We start from the raw sequence: 15,009 nt of genomic DNA, 5'->3' as shown, positions 1-15,009 counted from the left end.
GGTCCCGCACCCCGTCCCCGGAAGGCCACCATGACGTCGATCGGCGCCACCTCCGACATAGCCCCCGACATAGCCCCCGCCCCGCCCGTCCTGGCCGAGGTCGTACGGTCCGGGTTCACCGAGGGCCATCACCGGGGCTCGCTGGTCGTGCTGGCCGCCGACGGCGGTGTGGAGTGGGCGCTCGGCGATCCGGCGGCGCCGGTCTTCCCGCGCTCGTCCAACAAGCCGATGCAGGCAGCCGCGATCCTGCGGGCCGGGCTCGACCTGTCCGGGGAACGGCTGGCACTGGCCGCCGCGAGCCATTCGGGGGAGCGGTTCCACCTCGAACTCGCCCGGACGATGCTGGCCGAGCACGGGCTGAGCACCGACGACCTCCGGACCCCGCCCGATCTGCCGCTGGACCCGGTGGAGGCGGAGGCGTATCTCGCCGCCGGGCACGTCCGGGAGCGGATCACGATGAACTGCTCCGGCAAGCACGCGGCGATGCTGGCGGCCTGCGTACGCAACGGCTGGGACACCGCGACCTACCTCGACCCCGCGCACCCGCTCCAGCGACTGGTGCACCAGGTGATCGAGGAGGCGGCGGGCGAGCCGGTCGCGGCGGTCGGCACGGACGGCTGCGGGGCCCCGCTGATGGCGATCGGCCTGGTCGGGCTGGCGCGGGCGTTCCGGTCGTTCGTGCTGGCTGAGCCGGGGACGGCGGAGCGCCGGGTCGCGGACGCGATGCGCGCGCACCCCGAGTACGTCGCGGGTACCCGGCGCCCCGACACCTGGCTGATGCGCGAGGTGCCCGGGACGCTCTCGAAGATGGGCGCGGAGGCGGTGCAGGCGGTGGCGCTGGCGGACGGCCGGGCACTGGCCTTCAAGATCGACGACGGCTCGGGGCGGGCGATCGGCCCGGTGCTGGCCCGCACGCTCGAACTGCTCGGCGTGGACGCCCCGGTGGTGTCCCGGATCGGCCGGGCGCCGCTGTCGGGCGGGGCGGCGGAGGTCGGCGAAATCCGCGCGACATTCTGACGGCCGTATGCCTAGCGTGGGGGCATGAGCCCTGAGGTCCGTACCGTCACCGCCGCCGAATATCCCGACTGGATGCGTGCCGTGGGCACCGGCTTCCTGCGCGCCGCGAAGCCGTCGGAGGAGGAGATCGCGGGGCGGCTGGCCCACACCGATCTCTCGCGTGTGCGGGGGGCGTTCGACGACGGGCGGTGTGTGGCGACGTTCCGCTCGTTCGCCCAGGAACTGACCGTCGTCGGCGGCGCGACGGTGCGGGCCGACGCGATCAGCGCGGTGACGGTGACGCCCACGCACCGCCGCCGCGGACTGCTGAGCCGGATGATGGCGGCGGACCTGGCGGCGGCGAAGGAACGCGGCGAGCCGGTCGCCACGCTGATCGCGGCCGAGTACCCGATCTACGGCCGGTACGGGTTCGGCCCGGCCGCCTGGACCGCGGAGTGGGAGATCGACGTTCCGAGGGCCGGTCTCGACCCCCGCTGGGCGGGCCCGTCCGCGGCGGACGGCGGCGGCAGGATCGAGATGGCCGACGGCGCGGAGATACGCAAGCTGGGCCCCGGACCGCATGCCCGCCTCGCCGCCCACCGGCCCGGTGTCATCAGCCGGGACGAGCGCTGGTGGGAGCTCAGCACCGGCGTGGACGTCCCCGCGCACGAGGGCTGGACCGAGCCGTTCTACGCGGTCCACCGCGCCGCCGACGGCGAGGTCGACGGCTTCGTCGTCTACGCCGCCGACGACAACTGGGGTGACGGCAAGCAGCCGTTGAACAGGGCGACGGTGCGGCAGCTGATCGCCGCGACCCCGGCGGCGGAACGCGCGCTGTGGCACTTCGTCTGCTCGATCGACTGGATCACCACGGTCCGCTCCGGCTACCGGGCCCCCGACGACCTGCTGCCCCTGCTCCTCCCGGACCCCCGCGCCGCCCGCATCGTCACCCTGGCGGACTGGCTGTGGGTGCGTGTCCTGGACGTCACCCGCGCGATGGAGGCCCGTACGTACGGTGCCGAGGCCGATCTGGTGCTGGAGATCCACGACTCCGCGGGCCTGGCGGGCGGCCGTTTCCGGCTGGACGTCTCACCGTCCGGGGCGAGCTGCGCCCCGACCACGAGGAGCGCCGATCTGACCCTGGACGTAAGGGAGTTGGGTGCGCTGTACCTGGGCGACGAGTCGGTGCGGCGCCTGGTGGACCTGGGCCGGGTCGAGGAGAACCGGCCGGGCGCCGCGGACTCGGCGGACCGGGCGCTGCGGACGGGGCGGCGGGCCTGGTGCCCGGACGTGTTCTGAGGCGCGGTACGGGCACGCGGCGGTGAGCGTGGGGTGCGTGCGGCGCCGGGTGCGCGGGTTCCGGGTGCCGGGCGGGCGGTGCCGGTGCCGGGCGTCGGGTGCGTACCGCGTACCGGTGTCCTATCGGGTCCGGGTCCTGAACAGCACCCCCGAGAGCGCCACCGCCACCAGCAGGATGCCCGCCGCCCAGGTCAGCGCGATCCAGGGGGTGTTGCCCACCGGCTGGTTCAGCAGGAGCCCGCGCAGGGACTCGATGGCCGGGGTGATCGGCTGGTGGTCGGCGAAGCCGTGCAGCCAGCCGGGCATCGAGTCGATCGGGACGAACGCGCTGCTCGGGTACGGCAGGAACGACATGAAGAACGTGAATCCGCCCGCCGCCTCCGGGGTCCGGGCGAGCAGGCCGATCGCCGCCGAGATCCAGGACAGCGCCACGATGTAGGCCAGGAGTACGGCGGCCACGGCGAGCCAGCCGGTGGCGGTGGCCGCCGGACGGAAGCCGATCAGCACGGCCACGCCGAGGACCAGTGTCGTGGAGACGAGGTTGCGTACCGTGCTCGCCACCACATGACCGGCGAGCACCGACGTACCGCCCACGTCCAGTGAGCGGAAGCGGTCGATGATGCCGCCCTTCATGTCCTCGCTGACGGCCACGGCGGTAGTGGCGGAGCCGAACCCGGCGCACAGGAGCAGGACGCCGGGGACGACGTACATGACGTACGAGTCGTACCGCGTGCCGGTGTCGATCGCGCCGCCGAAGAAGTAGACGAAGATCAGCATCAGCATGATCGGGAGCATCATCGAGGTGATGACCGCGTCGATGTTGCGGCGGCTGATGCGCAGGCTGCGGCCGGTCATGACCGCCGCGTGGCCGAGGGCTCCGGATGCGTCAGACATGGGCCGGTACCTCCGTGGTGAGGGCCAGGAAGACGTCGTCGAGGGTGGCGCTGTGCACGGTGAGGCGGGCCACTTCGGTGCGGGCGGGGTCGATCTCGTCCAGCAGGGCGCGGACATGGGCCGCCGTGCCGTCCGTGGGCAGGCCGAGGGTGAGCGTCTCGGGGGAGTGGTGGACGGCGCGTCCGGCCAGTCGGAGATACGCCTCCCGGCTGGTGAGGACGAGGTCGAGGCGGTGCCCGGCGACGCGTGACTTGAGGCTGTCGGCGGTGCCCTCGGCGACGATCCGGCCCTTGTTCAGGACGGCGATCCGGTCCGCGAGCTGGTCGGCCTCCTCCAGGTACTGGGTGGTGAGCAGGATCGTCGCGCCGCGCTCGGCGAGCCCGCGGACGACCTGCCAGAGCTGCTGGCGGCTGCGCGGGTCCAGCCCGGTCGTCGGCTCGTCGAGGAAGAAGACGCCGGGCTCGGGCGATCCGACGAGTCCGGCAGCCAGGTCGAGCCTGCGGCGCATGCCCCCGGAGTACGTACGCGCCTGACGGCGGGCCGCTTCGGTCAGGTCGAAGCGGATGAGGAGTTCCTCGGCCCGGCGTCGGGCGGCGCTGCGGGAGAGGCCGGTCAGCCGGGCCATCATGCGCAGGTTCTCCTCGCCGGTCTGCGTCTCGTCGACGGCGGCGAACTGCCCGGTGAGGCTGATGGCGCGGCGTACCCGGTCGCGCTCGGCGACGACGTCGTACCCGGCCACGCGGGCGGTGCCGGAGTCCGCCGCGGTGAGCGTGGCGAGGATGCGTACGGCGGTGGTCTTGCCCGCGCCGTTGGGGCCGAGCAGGGCGAACACGGTGGAACGTTCGACGCCGAGGTCGATGCCGTCCAGGACCCGGACCGCCGGTTTTCCGTAGGACTTGGTGAGGCCGTGGGCCTCGATGGCGTGCCGGGCCGTGCCCTGTGCGCCGCTCCGGTGGCTTCTGTCGCTCTCGATGATCACGATCGGTCCCCCTTCTGCGTATGTCATACGCGTTACTGTGTAAGCATTACGCAAAACTAGGATGGTGGTCAAGCGGGGGATCGGCGCCGGGTCCGGAATCGGGAAACGGGAAACGGGAAAAGGGGATTCGGTGGCGGAGAAGAGTGACGCGCCCGGAGCGGGCGACCTGCCGGCCAGCATCGAGGCCGCCTGGGGGCTGCGCGAACGCCCGGTCAAGGGCCCGAAACCGGGCCTGAGCCTGGAGCGGATCGTGGCCGCGGCGGTGGCGGTGGCGGCGTCCGAGGGGATCGCCGCCGTGTCGATGGGGCGCGTGGCCAGGGATCTCGGCGCGTCGACGATGTCGCTCTACCGGTACGTCTCCGCCAAGGACGAGCTGTTCCTCCTCATGCAGGAGGCGGCCATGGGCCCGCCGTCGCCGCTGCCCGCGCTGGAGGCCGGGGCGGGCTGGCGCGAGGCGATCTCCGAGTGGGCCTGGGCGCAGCGCGGGATGTTCCACCGGAACCTGTGGATGCTGCGCATCCCGATCGCGGGCCCGCCCGCGAGCCCGCACTCGGTCGCCTGGTGGGAGCAGGGGCTCCAGGCGCTGGAGAGCAGCGGCCTGTCCGAGGGCGACAAGATCTCGGTGATCCTTCTCATCGCCGGATTCGTGCGGAACGAGGCGCTGTTGATGAGCGAGATCGCCGCCGCCGTCGAGGCGCGCGGCATCCCGCCGGAGGAGGTCATGGCCGGGTACGAGCGCACCGTGAGGCGGCTCGTCGATCCCGTACGGCATCCGGCGCTCTCCCGGCTGCTGGACACCGGCGTGATGAGCGAGCCGGACGAACCCGACTACGAGTTCACCTTCGGCCTCGCCCGGCTGCTGGACGGGATCGAGGCGCTCGTCCGCGAGCAGGGGCGGTAGGGGGCCGAGCGGGAGTCGCGGCGGGGGCGGCAGGCAGTCGTCCGATACATCAAGTCCGCTTGAGGTAAAGGGCGTAGGCTTTGTCGTCATGAGTGGAGAGAAGGCCGGAACCGGGGCGTCGGCGCATGCGCCGGGCGGTCTGCGGGAGCGCAAGAAGCAGCTGACGTACCAGGCGGTCTCCGATGCCGCGATCGCGATGTTCCTGGCGCGGGGCTTCGACAAGGTCTCGGTGGCGGAGGTGGCGGCGGCGGCCGACATCTCCAAGCCGACGCTCTTCCGGTACTTCCCCACCAAGGAGGACCTGGCGCTGCACCGGTTCGCCGACCACGAGGACGAGTCGGCCAGGGTGGTCGCGGGGCGGGCGCCCGAGGAGACACCGCTGGCCGCGCTGCGCCGCCACTTCCTGGCCGGGCTGGCGGAGCGGGACCCGGTGACCGGTCTCTGTGACGCCCCGGAAGTGCTCGCCTTCCACCGGCTGCTGTACGGGACGCCGGCACTGGTGGCCCGCCTGTACGCGTACCAGGGGCGCTCCGAAGCGGCGCTCGCCCATGCCCTGGGCGGGGACGGAGGCGGGGACGGGGACGGGTACGGCGTGGCCGAGCGGCTCGCCGCCGGGCAGATCGTCGCCGTACTGCGCATCCTGGCCGAGGCGAACTGGCGGCGGATCGACGCGGGGGAGAGCGCGGGGCAGGTGTACGCGGAGGCGGTACGGGCGGCCGATCTGGCGTTCGCGCAGCTGCGGGAGGGGCTGGAGCGGGGGCGGTGAGGCGGCGGGCCGAGGCGGTGGGGTTGTTCGCCGGGCGGGTGGTCAACCTTGTCGGTCGGTCCGGTCGGTCCGGTCGGTCCGGTCGGCCCGGTCGGTCCGGTCGGCCCGGTCGGCCCGGTCGGTCCGGTCGGTCCGGTCGGCCCGGTCAGCGGGTCGCCAGGTCATTCGGTTGGCTCGTCAATCGGTCAGTAGCGCCGTGGTCAGGTTCTCCCGGTGGGCGGCCATCCACGCCTGGTGGCGGTCCCAGCGTTCCCAGCCGCCTTTTACCTCAAGTACCTCCGTATACACGGGATCCCCGCCCGCCACACGCCGCTCGACGAAGGTCCGGCAGACCCCGGTGGCCTCCTCGATCACGCCCGGCAGCGCGGCCCGCTCCTCCCGCTCCAGCCCGTAGCCGTCGGCGAGCACCCGGAGCCGGTGCGGCACATCGAGACCGTCGCGCCCCGACATCGGCACCCAGTAGCGCGCCGTCATCGCGACATCCCACAGCGGCCGGCCGGGCGCGGCCAGGTCGAAGTCGATGAGGGCGGCGGCGCGGCCGTCGCGGAACACCACGTTCTCCAGGCACACGTCGTTGTGGCAGAGCAGCGTCCCGTCCGCTGCCACCCCCTGTGGATCGGCCAGTTCGGTCGGCCACCCGGCCGTACGGTCGAGGGGTACGGCCGCGGTCGCCGCATGCAGAGCCCGGAGCAGGGCGCCCACCGAACGCAGCGTGCCCTCCGTCCACGCCCATGGCGGGTACGGCGGGACGGCGACGTCCCCGGGCACGTAGGAAAGCCGTTCGCGGCGGCCGGAGCCACCGATGTCCAGGGGTGCGCCGATGCTCAGGGGTGTGGGTACCCCGTCGAAGCCCCGTGCGGCCAGTGCCCGCAGATGGGCGTGCAGGGCGATGGCGTGCGGCGGGGCGGGCCGCTCCACGACGTCCCCGTGGCGGACGACGGCACCCGCATGGGCCAGGCCGCCGGACAGCACCTCGGGGTTCACGCGTCCCGCCCCGGCGCACCCTTCAGTACGGGCCCCAACGCGCGTTCCAGATCGGCCGGTCCGTGAAAGAGCGCGCCGGTCATGCCCAGCGCCACGGCCGCCTCGATGTTCTCCCGCCGGTCGTCCACGAACAGGCAGCGCTCCATCGGTACGCCGGCCCGCGCGGCGGCGATCTCGTAGATCGCCCGGTCCGGCTTGGCCACGCCCTCCACGGCGCTGCTCACGACCTGGTCGGCCAGGTCCGTCAGCCCCAACGAGGCGAGGTCCTCGTCCAGTTGCGAAGACGCGTTGGCGACGAGCACCAGCGGGACGTGGGTCCTGGCCCGCCTCAGCAGCGCCACCACTTCGGCGTCCGCCCGGAACGGGGCCCGCGCGAGCGCCCGGCCCAGCTCGCGGGCCCGCTCGCCCGTCACCCGGCCGCCCGCCGGACCTTCTGTTCTCTCCGTGCCCCGGGCCGTCCCCTGGTCCGTCAGCCCGTGCGCGATGGCCTCCACCCACTCGTCCGTGGTGATCCGGCCGAGGAGGAGGGGGAGATCGACCTCGGGGGCGAAGGCCACCTCCATGGTCGTGCCCTCCGGCAGGCCCGAGGCCCGCTCCAGCTCCGCCAGCCGCTCCGTGTCGTAGAACCGGATCACGTTGTCCAGATCGCAGAGCACCGCGTCGAAGGGGCGTCCGCCGGACCGGAAGGCGCGGATGTCGTCCACCGCGTCGCGCAGCGCGGTGAAGTGGCGGTGTGCGCCGGTCGAAGCGCCCTGGGCGGCGGGGGAGTTCACCGACCACACGGTCATCCCGGCCGCCAGCCCCGCCCGCACCCCGGACGGGGCGTCCTCGATCACCAGGCAGTCCGCCGGGTCGGCGCCCAGCCGCTTCGCCGCCAGCAGGTACGGCACGGGGGACGGTTTGCCCTCCTCGACCGAGGCCGCGTCCACGATCACCTCGGGCAGCGGCAGCCCCGTACGGGCGAACCGGCCGCGCACCCGGTGCTCGTAGTTGGAGGTCACCAGGGCCCAGGACCCGGCAGGCAGGGCGGCCAGGAGGTCTGCGGCGCCGTCGAAGGCGCCGTACGCGCCGTCGCGTACGTCGTCGTCCTCCAGGGCGTGCAGCAGGTCCAGGCAGGCGTGCGGGTCGTGGCCCGGCGCGACCTCGGCGAAGGTCTCCATGGGCCGGGTACGCAGGGCCGCGCGGTACACCGTGTCGGGGTCGAGCCCGTATCGCCGGGCCCAGGCGCCCCAGATCCGGCGCTGGTTGTCGAGGGCGTCGATCAGGGTGCCGTCGACATCGAGGAGGACGTACTTCGCGCTCACTTCAGATCTCCGTCCGGCGCTTCGGGGCCGTATCCAGGGGGTCCGGCAGGCCAGATTCCCATCCGGGGGCGATTCCGTCGAGCGGCCGGTCAGGTCCCGGGTCCAGTTCCCGAGCCCAGTTCCCAGGTCCCGGGCCCAGGTCGGCCCACGTACCCGGCCCGGTTCTCAGTCCTGAGCCGGAATGGCCAGGGCCGGAATGTCCAGGGCCGTCCCGTACAGCCGGGAGACCTTGATCCGGATCACCACGCGACGCTCCTCCACCACCTGTTCGAGGAAGGCCGCCTCCTCCGCCCGGTCCTCGAAACCCGGGGTCAGGGAGAGCAGTTCGCGGCCGACCGCGTCACCGGGCGTCGTGGTCGTTCCCGTTACCTCCGCCTCTCCCTCGGCCACGGCGAAGGACCAGACGTCGGGACCGTGGACATGGAGCGCGGCATGTGGATTCCGGCGCAGTTGGCGGGCCTTGAGGCGGTCGGCGGTGGTGGAGACGCGCAGGACGCGCTCGTCGGCGTCCCAGCGGTAGAGGACGGTGGACAGGTGCGGGTGTCCGGTGGAACGGACGCCCGCGAGGACTCCGAACCGCTGCTCACCCAACAGCCGGGAGAGTTTGCCGTCGGTGAGGACGCGCGGGGCGGGCCCGCCCCGCGGTTTCGTCCCGTCCTGCCCCGGTGCCTGCTCCCCGGTCGCGGTCGCGGACTCGGCCCTGGCCCCGGCGTCTGCGTCTGCCTCTGCCTCTGCCTTCGTGTCCGCCTTCGGGGTGCGCCGCAGCGTGACGAACGCGACCGCGAACGCCGCGACCAGGAGCCCCGTGCCGACCGTGAACGCCAGGTGGTAGCCGCCGGTCAGCGCCTCGGCCGGGCGGTGGCCTTCGCCGAGAAGGCTGTCGGTCCGGCCCGCCGCGAGCGTGGACAGGACCGCGACACCGAGCGCCATGCCGATCTGCTGGGTGGTGTTGAAGAGCCCCGAGGCGAGGCCCGCGTCGTCGTCCCGCGCCCCTGACATGCCGAGCGCGGTCAGGGCCGGGAGGGCGAGCCCGAAGCCCGCCGCCAGCAGCATCACGGGGAGCAGATCGGTGACGTAATCCGCTCGCACCGGCACCCGCGCGAGGAGACCGAGGGCCCCGATCAGCAGGACGAGACCGGCCAGCAGAACGGTGCGTTCCCCGAACCGGGTGTTGAGCCGGGCCGAGGCGCCCAGCGATACGGCTCCGATGGCGACGGCGGCCGGGAGCATCGCGAGCCCGGTCTCGGCGGCCCCGTACCCCAGCACCTTCTGGAGGTGGAGGGCGACGAGGATCTGGAACGCGAACAGGGCCGCCACCATGAGCACTTGGACCAGGTTGGCGCCGGAGACGCCGCGCGACCGGAGGATGCGCAGCGGCATGAGCGGCGTCCGGGCGGTGGCCTGGCGGACGACGAACCCCGCGAGCAGGGCCAGGGCGAGCGCGCCCTCGCCGAGCGTGGGCGCCGAGGTCCACCCGTACTCCCCGGCCCTGACGACGGCGTGGATGCCCAGCATCAGCCCGGCGGTGACGAGCAGGGCGCCGATCAGGTCCGCCCCGGCGGCGAGCCCGGAGCCGCGGTCGGCGGGCAGGACGCGGAGCGCGATCACGAGGGCGGCCAGCCCGATCGGCAGGTTGATGAAGAAGATCCAGTGCCAGTCGAGGGCATCGGTGAGGACACCGCCGAGCACCTGCCCGATCGAAGCCCCGGCCGCACCGGTGAACGAGAACACGGCGATGGCCCTGGCCCGTTCCCGGGGTTCGGTGAACAGCGTGATGAGGATGCCCAGGCCGACCGCGGAGGCCATCGCGCTGCCGACGCCCTGGAGGAACCGGGCGGCTATTAGTACCGCCGGGCTCGCGGCCGCGCCGGCCATCAGCGAGGCCGCGGTGAACACGGCGGTCCCGGCCACGAACATGCGCTTGCGCCCGATCAGGTCGCCGAGCCGCCCGGCGAGCAGCAACAGGCTGCCGAACGCGATCAGATACGCGTTGACCACCCAGCTCAGTCCGGCGGGGGTGAACCTCAGGTCGCTCTGGATGGCCGGCATCGCCACGGTCACGATCGAACCGTCGAGGACGATCATCAGCATCCCCGTGGCGATCACCCCGAGGGCGAGCTTGCGGGCGCGTGGCGTGGGCGGGGCGGAAGGGGCGGAGGGCGAAGACGGTGCGGAGGGTGCAGGCGGGGCGGTGGTGGCGGCGGCGGAGGAGGAGGGCGGTGTGGGGAGGGGAGGAGCGGAGGCGGGGCGCGTAACGACGGCGGGCATCGGTCTTCTCCTGTCGGTTGAGGCGACAGGTTTGACCGTAGCAGATGGTTTTGTTGCGGACTATTTCTTTCGGTTCTTCTTCTGGGCGTTCCCCCCGGGGGGGTGCTCGCTACTTCTTGTTCTGGCGTGCCCTTCGTACTGGCCGGGGGTTCTCCGTGGGCGTGGCCAAGTGGTCGTCGGCCAGTGCGTTCAGGGCCCGGAGCAGGACCTCGCGGTCGGTGGCGGCGAGCGCGGCGAGCGCTTCCCGGTGAACCCGGTCGACGATCGCCTGACTCTTCTCGGCGAGCCGGGCGCCCTCCTCGGTGACTGCGATGATCCTGGCCCTCCGGTCCCGGCTGGAGGGGCGGCGTTCGGCGAGACCGGCGCTCTCCAGGGCGTCGACCGTCACGACCATCGTGGTCTTGTCCATGTCGCCGATCTCGGCGAGCTGGATCTGGGTGCGCTCCTCCTCCAGGGCGTGGACCAGTACGCAGTGCATACGGGCCGTGAGGCCGATCTCGCCGAGCGCCGCCGACATCTGGGTCCGCAGTACGTGGCTGGTGTGGTCCAGGAGGAAGGAAAGGTCGGGTGCGGTGCGTGCGGGTGTCATGGCGGTCATGTCTGCCAGCGTAACAATTCGGTCCGTGGCGGATCGTCCAGAAGGGGATGTTCCCTTGGTCGGGGACGGCGCCGGAGTCGGGTGTCGGGGGTCGAGGTCCGAGACGGCGCCGGGGAGCGCTCATCCGGCCTCGGGGAACATCGGTACAGCGGTTGGCGCTGAGATTGATCATGGTCGGCCAGCACACCGGCCGGTGGCTCCGCTGAGGTTCGCGGAGAGATCGCCGGGCGGGTGCCAGGGCTGGCTACGGTCCGCTCGTGCCGGTGGAGTGGACGTGGCCGCGCTGTGGGCAGCCGTGGAGGAAGTGGCCCCGCGCGCCGCCGTGATGAGCGCGGCGGCCACCGTGGTGACCCTGGTGCCCGAGGACGAGAACTCGGCCGAGGTCGCCATGCGGGCCGCGCTCGCGAACCGGTACGCCACGGTGCGCCCGTTCCTCGCGCTGCTGGGCGAGTCGAAGGCCCTGGACGCGGCGAGCGCCGGGAAGAGAGTCCTGGCCGGTGCGGGCCGCCCGCCCGGCGGCCCTCCGCTTCGCCGGGCCCCGCCCTCACCCTGGGCGGCAGCGGCGCGAGGTCCTGGGACACCCTTCCGTCCCGGCTGTGATTCACGTCACTACCGGCGGCTCGGTGCAGCACCCGGCCCCGTTCCGCCGTCATGGGGGCAGTGATCGGGACGGGACGAGGAGAGGAGGTCGGCAGGTGAGGTTTCGCAGGAGCGGTCCGGGCATCGGATTCACGGAGTTCGTCGCACAGCGGTCGGGAGCGTTGTTCCGCACCGCGTATGCGCTGACCGGTGACGTGCACGTGGCCGAGGATCTGGTGCAGGAGACGCTGGAGCGGGCGTGCCGACAGTGGCGGAAGGTCGCGGTGGCGGACTCGCCGGAGGCGTACGTGCGCAAAGTGCTGGTCAACCTGGCCAACGACCGCTGGCGGCGGCTGTCGCGCCGGGGCGAGCGCCCCGGGCTGTCGGGGGTGCCCGAGACGGCCGACCCCCGGGACCGGTTCGGGCAGGTGGATCTGCGCGCGGAACTGATCGAGGCACTGCTCGGGCTGCCGATGGGCATGCGCAGCGTGGTGGTCCTGTACTACCTGCACGATCTGGACGCCCGGCAGGTCGCCGACGTCCTGGACATCTCTTCGAGTGCGGTGAGGTCCCAGCTCGCCCGCGGTCTGGCCAAGCTGCGCGATTCCGTATCGGGCGCCCAGGCGCCGCACACGCCGTCGGCCGCTTTCGGAGGTACGAAGTGAGGAACACGTCGTCCGGACCGGCCCCGTTCGAGCCGGGCCTCGAAGCCGAGCTGCGTGCCGCGGTGGCCTCCTTCGCCGACGGGCCGACGGCGCCGGTCGTCGACGCGGCCGCGATCGAGCGAGCCGTCAGCCGCAGCCGCCCCCGCCGGGTGCTCCTCGGCACCGCTGCGGCGTGCTGCGTGCTGGCGTGCGCCACGGTGGGGTTCTTCGCGCTGAAGCCCGTGCCGCCCGCGCCCGGCGCCTCCCCGTCCCTGTCTTCACCGGCGAACGGGGCGTGTACCCCGCTCGCCACCGGCACCCCCAAGAGCGGAAGCGCCGATGCGACTCCGACACAGGAGCAGGAGCAGACCGCGGGAGGGGGCATCGCGCTGCCGGACCTGGCCGGCATGCCGGTCGAACAGGCCGGAAGCCTGCTGCGCGGACTCGGACTGAGCTGCACGATCATGCGGCACACGGACTGGAACGCTCCCGCCGGGCAGGTGATCAGCAGTGACCCCCGGGGCGGCGCAGAACCGGTGGCACCGGGCTCGTCCGTCCTCCTGCTGGTCTCGACGGGCAAACCCGGCGGAACCTGAGCGACCGGGCCCTTCGGCCCGCGCACCGGCCGAGTGACCCAGGGGCCGGTGCCGGGCAGTCCGTCGACCGCGGCGCACCGGCTGGACGCCCGCCCCTCCGGGCCGCTGCTGGGCTTTTCCGAGGGGCGCGTGCGGGGAGGGGAGTGGGGGGAGGGCTCCTGCCGGTGGGGCGCAGGGCCGTGGCGTCGGCGGAGCATGCGCGCACAGACGCTCCGCCCGTGCGCGCGCCGACCGCCGACTCCCCGTCCCGGCCCAGCGCAAGGCCCGCCGCGAGTACGAGAACCGGGTCAGCGCGCTCACACCCTGACCATGATCGTTCTCAGCGCCAACCGCTGTACCGATGTTCCCCGAGGCCGTCATCCTCGCGGTGCGTGGCCGCGTACGGCGGGAAAGCCGTGGATGCGAGCGGCGATCACCACGATCAGCACCGGAAGCATGAGGGCGAGAGCGCTCCAGGCCAGCGAGGCCGGGCCGAGGAGCCCGAGCAGCAGGCCGCCGGCGACTCCGCCGCCCGCCATCGCCACGTTCCACAGGGTGACGAGCATGGCCTGTGCGGCGTCCGCCGCGTCGCCTCCCGCGTCGCCCGCGGCGGTCTGGAGAAGGGTGGGGGCGCCGCCCCAGCCGAGCCCCCACAGGGTTACGGCGGCATAGACCAGCGCCGGACTGTCGGCCGGCAGGGCCAGGGCGGCGGCCGCCACGGCGACCAGGAGCGCACCCGCGACGGTGAGTGCCCGAAGCCGTCGGCCGATCGTGGCCCCCACGACCCAGATGCTCACCAGCGAGGCGGCGCCGAAGACCAGGAGTACGAGGTCGGTGGAGCCGCCCATGCCGAGGCGGTCGAGGTACGAGGCGATGTACGTGTAGAGGACGGTGTGGGCGAGGACGAACATCAAGGTGACGAACAGGACCGGTGTCACGCCCGGAACGCGGAGCGCATGTAGGACCGGCGCCCGTCCGTTGCCGGGCCTGCCGGGCAAATCCGGGGCGGACACGGTGATCCAGCCGAGCAGCACCACGGTCAGCACGCTCATGGCGAGGAAAGCCACCCGCCAGCTGAGTACGGTGCCGAGGAAGGTCCCGGCGGGTACGCCCAGCGACAGGGCGACCGGAATCCCGGCCATGGCGATCGCGACGGCCCTGCCGCGCAGATGCGGAGGTGCCATGCGGCGGGCGTACCCGGCCAGCAGTGCCCAGGCGAGGCCCGCGGCCACCCCGGCGGCGAACCGGGCCGCCATGGTGAGGGGGTAACTGCCGGAGAGCGCGGTGACCGTGTTGGCGACGGCGAACCCCGCCATCGCGGCGAGCAGCAGCCGCTTGCGCCGCCACCCCGCCGTGGCGGCGGTCAGCGGGATCGCCGTGAGCGCGGTCCCGATCGCGTAGACGGTCACGGTCTGGCCCATCGCGGACTCGCCGACGCCGAGGTCGGCGCTCATGGCGGGCAGCAGTCCCGCGGGCAGGGTTTCGGTCAGGCTGGTGATGAACACGGCCGTGGCCAGAGCCAGTAGTGCGGACAGAGGGAGAGTGCGCTTCCCGGCGGCACCGGCCTCACCGGTCTCGGCGGCCTCGGCGGCCTCACCGGTCTCGGCGGCCTCACCGGTCTTGGCGGCCTCGGCGGTCTCGGCGGTATCGGCAGGGATTCGGGTGGTGTTCCGGCTTGTCATGCTGCGTATGCTCGAACCTTCACACTGATGTGAAGGTCAATGTGGTGCGATGTGAGGTGGGGCACATGCGTATCGGAGAGCTGGCGGAGCGCACCGGCACATCCAGGCGGCTGCTGCGTTACTACGAGGAGCAGGGCCTGATCGTCTCCGACCGTTCCCCGAACGGCTACCGCGACTACGACGAGTTCTTCGTGGACCGGGTGCAGCAGATCAGGGGGCTGCTCGACGCCGGGCTGCCCACCCGGATCATCAAGCAGATCCTGCCGTGCCTGAACAAGCCCCGGATCATTCACTTCCCCGACGCGACGCCGGAGATGCTCGCCACGCTGGAGCATGAGCTCGACCGCATGACCGAACGCATCGCGTGCCTCGCCCGCAACAGGGACGCCGTGGCCGAATACCTGGACGAGGTACGCCGCGACGAGGCAGGCCGCGACGACCGTTCGGACGGACGGCCGGGCGACCGCACACAGGGGCGCCCGGACCGCGAGGGTGTCGCCGTCGCCGTTGCCGACCACGTACCGGAGACGGCGCCCTGAT

General features: G+C 72.8%; 15 protein-coding genes and 3 pseudogenes. 8 read left to right on the top strand and 10 right to left on the bottom strand.

Going from position 1 to position 15,009, the window contains the following annotated elements; all coding sequences use genetic code 11:
• Positions 1-30 precede the first annotated feature (30 nt).
• Positions 31-1,017, top strand: coding sequence for an asparaginase (locus tag OG413_RS08740; RefSeq protein ID WP_266804038.1), 987 nt, complete (start codon positions 31-33; stop codon positions 1,015-1,017).
• A gap of 24 nt (positions 1,018-1,041) precedes the next feature.
• The gene (locus OG413_RS08735) at positions 1,042-2,295 is read left to right on the top strand and encodes a GNAT family N-acetyltransferase (protein WP_266804036.1); all 1,254 of its coding nucleotides are present in this window, start codon (positions 1,042-1,044) and stop codon (positions 2,293-2,295) included.
• A gap of 120 nt (positions 2,296-2,415) precedes the next feature.
• Here the strand turns inward: OG413_RS08735 and OG413_RS08730 are convergent, their stop codons facing one another.
• Together OG413_RS08730 and OG413_RS08725 are read right to left on the bottom strand one after the other, a co-directional pair.
• Positions 2,416-3,189, bottom strand: coding sequence for an ABC transporter permease (locus tag OG413_RS08730; RefSeq protein WP_266804034.1), 774 nt, complete (start codon positions 3,187-3,189; stop codon positions 2,416-2,418).
• The gene (locus tag OG413_RS08725) at positions 3,182-4,195 is read right to left on the bottom strand and encodes an ATP-binding cassette domain-containing protein (protein ID WP_266804032.1); all 1,014 of its coding nucleotides are present in this window, start codon (positions 4,193-4,195) and stop codon (positions 3,182-3,184) included. Before OG413_RS08725 ends, OG413_RS08730 begins: the two co-directional genes overlap by 8 nt.
• A gap of 103 nt (positions 4,196-4,298) precedes the next feature.
• Between OG413_RS08725 and OG413_RS08720 the strand changes: the two genes are divergently transcribed.
• Both OG413_RS08720 and OG413_RS08715 read left to right on the top strand, forming a co-directional pair.
• Positions 4,299-5,069, top strand: coding sequence for a TetR/AcrR family transcriptional regulator C-terminal domain-containing protein (locus OG413_RS08720; protein WP_266804030.1), 771 nt, complete (start codon positions 4,299-4,301; stop codon positions 5,067-5,069).
• An 88-nt stretch (positions 5,070-5,157) separates the two neighbouring features.
• Positions 5,158-5,835 carry a TetR/AcrR family transcriptional regulator gene (locus OG413_RS08715; RefSeq protein ID WP_266804028.1) on the top strand — a complete coding sequence of 226 codons (678 nt, stop codon included), beginning with the start codon at positions 5,158-5,160 and terminating at the stop codon, positions 5,833-5,835.
• A 42-nt stretch (positions 5,836-5,877) separates the two neighbouring features.
• On the opposite strand, the gene OG413_RS08710 is transcribed toward OG413_RS08715, so the two are convergent.
• The 7 genes and pseudogenes from OG413_RS08710 to OG413_RS08680 form a co-directional block, all read right to left on the bottom strand.
• A complete protein-coding gene (locus tag OG413_RS08710) occupies positions 5,878-6,000 on the bottom strand; it encodes a hypothetical protein (protein ID WP_266804026.1) in 123 nt (40 codons plus the stop codon).
• A 12-nt stretch (positions 6,001-6,012) separates the two neighbouring features.
• Positions 6,013-6,819, bottom strand: coding sequence for a phosphotransferase enzyme family protein (locus OG413_RS08705; protein ID WP_266804024.1), 807 nt, complete (start codon positions 6,817-6,819; stop codon positions 6,013-6,015).
• Positions 6,816-7,475, bottom strand: a complete 660-nt coding sequence (locus tag OG413_RS08700; RefSeq protein ID WP_266810002.1) for an HAD-IA family hydrolase — start codon at positions 7,473-7,475, stop codon at positions 6,816-6,818. The genes OG413_RS08705 and OG413_RS08700 overlap by 4 nt, the downstream gene beginning before the upstream one ends.
• 18 nt (positions 7,476-7,493) lie before the next feature.
• Positions 7,494-8,123: pseudogene (locus OG413_RS08695) on the bottom strand (HAD family hydrolase); the annotation flags it as partial.
• A 165-nt stretch (positions 8,124-8,288) separates the two neighbouring features.
• Positions 8,289-8,714: a TIGR03618 family F420-dependent PPOX class oxidoreductase gene (locus OG413_RS08690; RefSeq protein WP_266810000.1), complete on the bottom strand. Its 426-nt coding sequence runs from the start codon at positions 8,712-8,714 to the stop codon at positions 8,289-8,291.
• 159 nt (positions 8,715-8,873) lie between these two features.
• Positions 8,874-10,214: pseudogene (locus OG413_RS08685) on the bottom strand (MFS transporter); the annotation flags it as partial.
• A 286-nt stretch (positions 10,215-10,500) separates the two neighbouring features.
• Positions 10,501-10,989 (bottom strand): MarR family winged helix-turn-helix transcriptional regulator, encoded by a 489-nt coding sequence (locus OG413_RS08680; RefSeq protein ID WP_266804022.1) that lies wholly within the window; start codon positions 10,987-10,989, stop codon positions 10,501-10,503.
• 268 nt (positions 10,990-11,257) lie between these two features.
• On the opposite strand from OG413_RS08680, the pseudogene OG413_RS47090 reads away from it, so the two are divergent.
• The 3 genes and pseudogenes from OG413_RS47090 to OG413_RS08665 all read left to right on the top strand — a co-directional run.
• A pseudogene (locus OG413_RS47090) lies at positions 11,258-11,488 on the top strand (hypothetical protein); the annotation flags it as partial.
• A 223-nt stretch (positions 11,489-11,711) separates the two neighbouring features.
• Positions 11,712-12,233: a SigE family RNA polymerase sigma factor gene (locus OG413_RS08670; RefSeq protein ID WP_073785247.1), complete on the top strand. Its 522-nt coding sequence runs from the start codon at positions 11,712-11,714 to the stop codon at positions 12,231-12,233.
• Positions 12,230-12,808 carry a PASTA domain-containing protein gene (locus OG413_RS08665; RefSeq protein WP_266804018.1) on the top strand — a complete coding sequence of 193 codons (579 nt, stop codon included), beginning with the start codon at positions 12,230-12,232 and terminating at the stop codon, positions 12,806-12,808. The genes OG413_RS08670 and OG413_RS08665 overlap by 4 nt, the downstream gene beginning before the upstream one ends.
• A gap of 356 nt (positions 12,809-13,164) precedes the next feature.
• Here the strand turns inward: OG413_RS08665 and OG413_RS08660 are convergent, their stop codons facing one another.
• Complete coding sequence (locus OG413_RS08660) at positions 13,165-14,469, bottom strand: MFS transporter (RefSeq protein ID WP_266804016.1); 1,305 nt, start codon at positions 14,467-14,469, stop codon at positions 13,165-13,167.
• A 65-nt stretch (positions 14,470-14,534) separates the two neighbouring features.
• On the opposite strand from OG413_RS08660, the gene OG413_RS08655 reads away from it, so the two are divergent.
• Positions 14,535-15,008, top strand: coding sequence for a MerR family transcriptional regulator (locus tag OG413_RS08655; RefSeq protein WP_266804014.1), 474 nt, complete (start codon positions 14,535-14,537; stop codon positions 15,006-15,008).
• The last annotated feature ends 1 nt before the right edge of the window (position 15,009 follow it).

It is taken from the genome of Streptomyces sp. NBC_01433, from assembly GCF_026340105.1.
Classification (GTDB): domain Bacteria; phylum Actinomycetota; class Actinomycetes; order Streptomycetales; family Streptomycetaceae; genus Streptomyces.
The sequence above is the reverse complement of the archived record's forward strand: the minus strand, read 5'-3'. Positions and strand labels throughout refer to the sequence as shown.

Bases quoted from the DNA above. Each gene is read 5' to 3' on its own strand.
- OG413_RS08735 (WP_266804036.1), top strand. From the start codon at position 1,042: ATGAGCCCTGAGGTCCGTACCGTCACCGCCGCCGAATATCCCGACTGG.
- OG413_RS08715 (WP_266804028.1), top strand. From the start codon at position 5,158: ATGAGTGGAGAGAAGGCCGGAACCGGGGCGTCGGCGCATGCGCCGGGC.
- OG413_RS08660 (WP_266804016.1), bottom strand. From the start codon at position 14,469: ATGACAAGCCGGAACACCACCCGAATCCCTGCCGATACCGCCGAGACC.
- OG413_RS08710 (WP_266804026.1), bottom strand. From the start codon at position 6,000: ATGACCTGGCGACCCGCTGACCGGGCCGACCGGACCGACCGGACCGAC.
- OG413_RS08655 (WP_266804014.1), top strand. From the start codon at position 14,535: ATGCGTATCGGAGAGCTGGCGGAGCGCACCGGCACATCCAGGCGGCTG.
- OG413_RS08730 (WP_266804034.1), bottom strand. From the start codon at position 3,189: ATGTCTGACGCATCCGGAGCCCTCGGCCACGCGGCGGTCATGACCGGC.
- OG413_RS08680 (WP_266804022.1), bottom strand. From the start codon at position 10,989: ATGACCGCCATGACACCCGCACGCACCGCACCCGACCTTTCCTTCCTC.
- OG413_RS08725 (WP_266804032.1), bottom strand. From the start codon at position 4,195: ATGACATACGCAGAAGGGGGACCGATCGTGATCATCGAGAGCGACAGA.
- OG413_RS08740 (WP_266804038.1), top strand. From the start codon at position 31: ATGACGTCGATCGGCGCCACCTCCGACATAGCCCCCGACATAGCCCCC.